The sequence below is a fragment of the Kitasatospora sp. NPDC059146 genome, from assembly GCF_042786665.1.
Classification (GTDB): Bacteria; Actinomycetota; Actinomycetes; order Streptomycetales; family Streptomycetaceae; genus Kitasatospora.
Map to the genome: position 1 here is coordinate 70,945 of NZ_JBHZCY010000030.1, position 6,317 is coordinate 77,261.

A 6,317-nucleotide genomic window follows, 5' to 3' on the forward strand; every position below is an offset into this window, starting at 1 on the left:
TGCGGTACTAACCAAGAGCGGCGACCCCGTCTTCCCCTCGGTCGGCTTGGGCTCGGAGACGTTCGGCCTGCTGCTTCTTGTCGGCGATGTGCCGCAGGCTCTCCTGCAGGCCGGCGACCTCACCGAGCCACTGCATCCGTTGGGCCTCTCCCAGTCGCTGGCGCGTGTTGGTCTCGATCTCCAGCAGACGGGGCTCCTGTGCCAGGTCGAGGCGGAGCATAGGGCACCTGACACAGGCGTTTTCATGCTGGCAAGGGGTTCCGTAAGGCCGGTCGCAGGTGCCGAGCGCGACCTTGCGCAGGCTGAAGTGGTCGCGGAAGTCCTGCCACTCCGTGTCGCTGGGCTCGCGGTACTCCTCGCTGGGACGGTGGGTCCGGCGCTGGTCGACGAACTGCCGGTAGTGGCGGATCACCTCTTCGGGATAGACGGCGACGTAAGCCTGAGTGGTGTTGAGATCGAGATGGCCAAGGAGCTTCGCGGCGATATGGATCGGCAGGCCACCGTTGACCGTCTCCGTCGAGAAGATTCGGCGGAAGTCGTGCGGCGTGAAGCTCAGCGGTGTCCCGTCGACGTCGACAATGCCGGTTCGCACCGCATGGTCCGTGAGGAGCTCGCGAATCCGGTTGGGGGAGATGACCTGGAGCCGGTGCTGGGACAGGCACTGGAACAGGTGCGGCAGCGCCGGCCCGAAGACCCGCTCGTAGCCGTCGTACCGGGTCAGCAGCGGCACCCGCTCGCCGGTGCCCTTGATGCGGCGAATGATCCGGGCGAGGACGGCGACCAGGTCCGGGTCGGCGGGGATGACGCGCTCGCGGTCGGTCTTGGATGGGCTGATCTGCAGCAGCGGCACTGTCTCGCCGGTGGGTGCCTGGTACTGACGCAGGCTCAGGTGGGTGAGCTCCAGGAGTTCCTCGATCCTGGCCCCGGTGCGTCGCAGGACCTCGATGCTCGCCCAGGTCCAGAAGGCGTTGTTCTCCTCGCATTCGGCATCGAACCGGGGGCCGGGCTCGTCGACCGGGGCGAGGAACAGGGCGGTGGGGCGCCAGTGGCTGCCGTTGCGGCCGGTGCGTCGATAGCGCGAGCCCTCGACGGTGAACTCTTCTCCCGGTGTCGCCGATCGGGCTGCCTGCAGCAGGAGCGTGGCGTGCTGCAGTCGCGCCTCGGCAGCGCGGACGAGCTGCGGCAGGACGGGGACCAGGGCGCGGGTGCGCTGCTGCATCCGTGCCTGCCGGTGGCGGGTCTCCTTGATGTAGCCGCGGATGTCGGCCTCGCTGATCGGGCAGGGTGCGGCCCAGGCCGCCCAGCGGGCCGGGTCTTCCATCGACCACTGTGAGAGGTCCAGGTAGAAGGAGCGGACGGCCAGGAAGACGGCGTGGGCGGTGCGGCGCGGTCGCCCGTCGGGCAGGACCCGGACGCGTTGTTTCCAGGCCTGGGCGACCTCGTCGGGCAGATTGAGCGAGGAGATCGCGGGGTGGTGGCGTTGCAGGTCGCCCCAGAACAGGTCGGCCAGCATCTGGGCGTGGTTGACCAGGGAGCCGTAGTCCAGGACGGCGGATCGCTCGGCGATGTAGTGGACGAGCACGTCGCGGACCGCGCGGTTGGTGATGGGGTGGCGGTCGATCAGCTCGGCGGGGGTGAGCCGGCCGCGGGCCTGGGCCTCGCGCAGGGTCGGCGGCGAGTCCTTGAGACCGCCGACGGAGCGGAGGATGTCGTAGGCGAGGGGTAGGGCCGCCACCGTGCGGCCGTTGTCCCGACGGGCCCGGGCGTAGTTGGTGAGGTCTTCCAGGTCGAAGGCCAGCAGGTCCTTGCCGGTGGCGATGCTCATGCGGGTGAGCACGTTCAGGGCTTCGGTCGCGTGCTCGTCGCAGCGCTGTCCGCCGGCGTGCTGTGTGAGCTCCGCGAACAGCGCCGGCTGGTTGTGGCGACGGTAGGCGTCGTAGACGCCAAGGAGGCGGCTGCCGAAGAGCCAACTGTAGGAGGGCCGGATCGCCTGGAGGACGATCAAGGTGCCGAGACCGGCGGTGAAACGCGACCGGGTGCCCGCGCTGAGTCCCTGCGGTCCCCAGCCGGAGCCCAGCTCGTCGGAACCGCTCAGCAGCCATCGGTCCTGCCAGGTGTCGGCGGGGAATCCCTCCAGCCAGTCGAAGATGCGCGTCAGCGAGAGCTGCTGGCGCCACAGGTTGCGGCCGGTCGGCTCGATCAGCAAGTTCGCGGCCAGGCGGGCCAGTTCATCGCGATGGGCCTTCTCCCGTCCGCTGCCACGGGTCGTGCTCCTCGGTTCGGGCAGCACGGTGGTGAGGATGGCGGGGTCGCGTGGGCTGACCGGGGTGCGGGCGACGCGCCCGTGCCGGGTCATCAGCGGTTTCCGAATACATCGGCGAGGTCGTCCGGGTCATACGTCCAGCCGGTCAGCGGCCGCGGCGGAGGCTTGGGGCGGGTGTAGTGCTCGTGGACCTTGGTGATGACCTCGTCGGTCCTGGGCCGTAGGTAGGTGCTGGTCGTGGTGATGCGCCGGTGGCGCATCACCTGCTGGGCGTCGACCAGGGTGATGGCCGGGTCTTCGATCAGGCGCAGACACAGGGTGTGCCGCAGGTCGTGCAGCGTGATGTTCGTCCCGATCCGGGCGTTGATCCGGTTCAGCACCGCTCGCAGGGCGGTGTAGGTCAGCGGGCGCGTCTGCCCGCGCAGGGTCCACCACACCGGCTCGTCCGGGGCGGGCCGGTGGCCGTCCTGGGCCAGGTCACCGAGGTAGAGGGCCAGCCAGGCGAAGGCTTCCGGGGAGGCCGGGCATGCTTCCTTCGCCCCGCCCAAGCCCTTGGTCCGCACGTAGATCCGGCCCTCGCCCGGGTGGATGTCGCCGATCGTCATGCCCAGCATCTCGGCGGCCCGTGCGCCGCTGGACAAGAACATGGAGAACAGTGCCCGGTCGCGGTGACAGCCCAGCGAGGTGAACAGGTCTTCGACGACATCGTCGGGGACAGCACGGGGCTCGCGGTCGGCCTGCTTCTGCCGGTAGGCGCCACGACGGTGCAGCCGAAACGGCTCCAACGGGTTGTGATGCGCCTCCAGCCGGCGCCCGTCACGGGACTGCGGCGGCACCGGGGAGAGCACGGGACCCTGCCCGGTTTGCAGATGGTGGTCGTAAAACGCCGCCAGCACCGACACCGCGTGGTTGATAGTTGCCGGGGCATAGCCCGACCTCAGGTACGGCTTGCCGGTGCGCGCGTTCAGCAACCCCGGCACGGGCGCATCCGGTCGGCGCCGGTCCCGCGCCGGGTTGTGGCACGTCCGCAGCCAAAGGACGAAGTCGCGTACGTCCACTCGTTTCGCACGGCTCCATTCCACATCCACTGCCGCGAGGAAGCGGAACCAGCGCAGCAGGTCAAAGGCATAGGAACGGCAGGAAGCTGGGGTGTTGCCGCAGGCCAGCAACTCCCGCAGGAACTCGCTTGCCGGCGTGATCGCCCGGCCCGCCCCGTCGAGAACCACCCAGGGCAGCGTGGCGGCACCGGTCGCCTCCACTCTGCCGACCCGGGCCACCACCAGCCCAGTCACCTCGCGTTCCGCCATCACCGCAGCGTGATCCATCACGTCTCCATCTCGTCGGGAACATCCCGAACGGAGACTCCTCGCTCTCACCGAGTCAACACGTAGGACACGCTGATAGTGCGGTCAACGGGTCGGTGCACCGACTTACCCGAGAAGGACAGCCGGAACGCGAACAGGTAGCAGGTCACCAGCTCGCCCGCCAGACGCACCGTCACGTCCCCGAAGTCGACCTCCGCCTCCGCGCCGGGTTTGTGGGTCTGCGGGACGAACGCGTCCACCACCCCGCGGCCCGCCTGGAGCCGGATCTCCCCGCGCCGCTCGGCCACGTAGCCACGGACCATCTGGTACGAGATCTCGTCCGCGCCGTGCTCATCCACCCGCCGGTCGAAGATCCGCTTCACCGTGTGACGCTGCTTTCGCGGGGCGTCCAGGTCCGCCCGCAGCATCTGGTCGATCAACGGCTTCAACGGATCCAGACGAGTCGGACGGGGCGCCGTCTTCTTCCGCGGCTCAGGCCAGGCCGACGACAGGGCCTTCTGTACCGTCAGGAAGCCGACCCCGTACTTCCGCTGCAACGCGCGGCCAGACAGACCCGAGCGGGCATCACGGCGGATCGCCGCGTACAGATCGACCTTGGACTTCGGCAGCACCCGGGACCCCTCGTCGTGCAGAGCACAACCATGGTCCCGAGGCAAGCACCTGGGTGCTCTCAAAACTCGGCGACATCACTCTTCCGTGGCACGGGATGCTCTCGCCACTGAGCAACAGATGCTCTCGGTTCTCACCTACAAAGCCGGAGGTGACTCAAACAAGGCCGCCAGCTCGCCCGACGCGCAGTGGTCTGCTCCGCCCGAACGGAGGTGGCCCGGCTTTGAGGTTGCGCCAGGTGTTCGCCAGCGCGTCCGGCTGCGCCTGCGTGCAGCCGTGCCTCCTGCACGGTGAGACCTCGTGGGCAGCTCGTTCACCGCAGTGCTGTCCGCGAGCCATGACACCATGGGCAGCGAGCGCTCCTTGATACCACAACAGCACTGCCGACCCGACACTGCGGCACGGTCAAGAAACCGCACAGGCCGCGCTGCGCCGCAGGTCGCGAAGGGTCCGCTCCGCCCACGCGGGGGTGGCCCTCCTGTCCTTCCTTTGTTCTTCCTACGTCCTTCATCGGCCCCGCCTGCGCGGGGGTGGCCCCTCGCGCGCGTCCACGCACGACCAGGCCGCCGTATCGGCCCCGCCTGCGCGGGGGTGGCCCTCCGAACCTGCCGAACACGGTGTCCGGGGTGTAATCGGCCCCGCCTGCGCGGGGGTGGCCCCGGCCGGCTCGGGCCCGGCCCGACCTTCGAGAGACCGGAATCGGCCCCGCCTGCGCGGAGGCGCCCCAGTCATCACCGTACGAATGCTCTTGAACATGGTGTCCGCTCCGCCCGCGCGGAGGTGGCCCGTCGTAGGTGGTCCACCCGGCGGGAGGGGTGTGGTCCGCTCCGCCCGCGCGGAGGTGGCCCGTCGGTAATCCTCCGGGGAATCTTCGCTCAGCTGTCCGCTCCGCCCGCGCGGAGGTGGCCCGCGCCGGCCGACTTCGTCCTCGCGGGTCATGTCGTCCGCTCCGCCCGCGCGGAGGTGGCCCGCCGTCGATGATCTGGGGTACCCCGCCGTTGGTGTCCGCTCCGCCCGCGCGGAGGTCCCCGCTGCCGCGGCTGGTGGAGCACGTCACCCGCCGGTCCGCTCCGCCCGCGCGGAGGTGCCCCGGCGAGGACGTGTTCTCGGCCGCGATCCGCGAGGTCCGCTCCGCCTGCGCGGAGGTGGCCCGGCTCGGTCCTGGAACCCGACCAGCGTGGCGATGCCCGCTCCGCCCGCGCGGAGGTGGCCCGTCGGCGGGTGAGCACTGGATGACCACGGTGGCGCCCGCTCCGCCCGCGCGGAGGTGCCCCGGCGGTGTTCGACCTCTACGACATCGCCGAGTCGTCCGCTCCGCCCGCGCGGAGGTGCCCCGGCCAAGGAGGCTGGCCCGGAGCTGTCGCAGATGTCTGCTCCGCCCGTGCGGAGGTGCCCCGGTCGTCAACGTCACCACGGTGCGTCAGGACCGGTCTGCTCCGTCCGCGCGGAGGTGCCCCGTGGGTGGACTGGACCAACAGCCAGACCTACACGTCCGCTCTGCCCGTGCGGAGGTACCCCGCTGCCCTCAACCGCCGGCCTCATCGAGCGCTTGTCCGCTCCGCCCGCGCGGAGGTGCCCCCTACGCCTTGACCCAGCCGGTGGCGAAGTGGACGTCCGCTCCGTCACCGCAGAGGTGACCCGCTCCAGCGCTGGGACGAGTACCTCCAGACGATGTCCGCTCCGCCCGTGCGGAGGTGCCCCGCCTCGCCCGGTTCGGCTCGGACGGGGCTCGGTGTCCGCTCCGCCCGCGCGGAGGTGACCCCACCGAGCTGATCCCGGTCACCCACCGCAGCAGGTCCGCTCCGCCCGCGCGGAGGTGACCCGCCGTGGTTGCCGGGTGCGACGGCGTCGTAGAGGTCCGCTCCGCCCGTGCGGAGGTGCCCCGAGCGTCCGGTGGCGCTTCCGAGCCTGGCCCTTGTCCGCTCCGCCCGCGCGGAGGTGACCCGACGTCGGCGATCGGCTGGGGTACGCGCGCCGTCCGCTCCGCCCGCGCGGAGGTGCCCCGTTCACGGGCGCGCCCGCTGCGCCCGGGCCGAGGTCCGCTTCGCCCACGCGGAGGTGACCCGCCGTGGTTGCCGGGTGCGACGGCGTCGTAGAGGTCCGCTCCGCCCGTGCGGAGG

At 70.7% G+C, this 6,317-nt stretch carries 2 protein-coding genes, 1 pseudogene and 1 CRISPR repeat array; all 3 genes and pseudogenes read right to left on the reverse strand.

What is annotated here, in order from left to right; genetic code table 11:
* Positions 1-7: 7 nt before the first annotated feature.
* Complete coding sequence (locus ACFXPX_RS16030; protein ID WP_380641704.1) at positions 8-2,356, reverse strand: tyrosine-type recombinase/integrase; 2,349 nt, start codon at positions 2,354-2,356, stop codon at positions 8-10.
* Positions 2,356-3,588 (reverse strand): tyrosine-type recombinase/integrase, encoded by a 1,233-nt coding sequence (locus ACFXPX_RS16035; protein ID WP_380641706.1) that lies wholly within the window; start codon positions 3,586-3,588, stop codon positions 2,356-2,358. Before ACFXPX_RS16035 ends, ACFXPX_RS16030 begins: the two co-directional genes overlap by 1 nt.
* Before the next feature lie 319 nt (positions 3,589-3,907).
* Positions 3,908-4,196: pseudogene (locus ACFXPX_RS16040) on the reverse strand (IS21 family transposase); the annotation flags it as partial.
* A gap of 449 nt (positions 4,197-4,645) precedes the next feature.
* Positions 4,646-6,262: a CRISPR direct-repeat array (repeat unit 28 nt; unit sequence ATCGGCCCCGCCTGCGCGGGGGTGGCCC).
* Positions 6,263-6,317 lie beyond the last annotated feature (55 nt).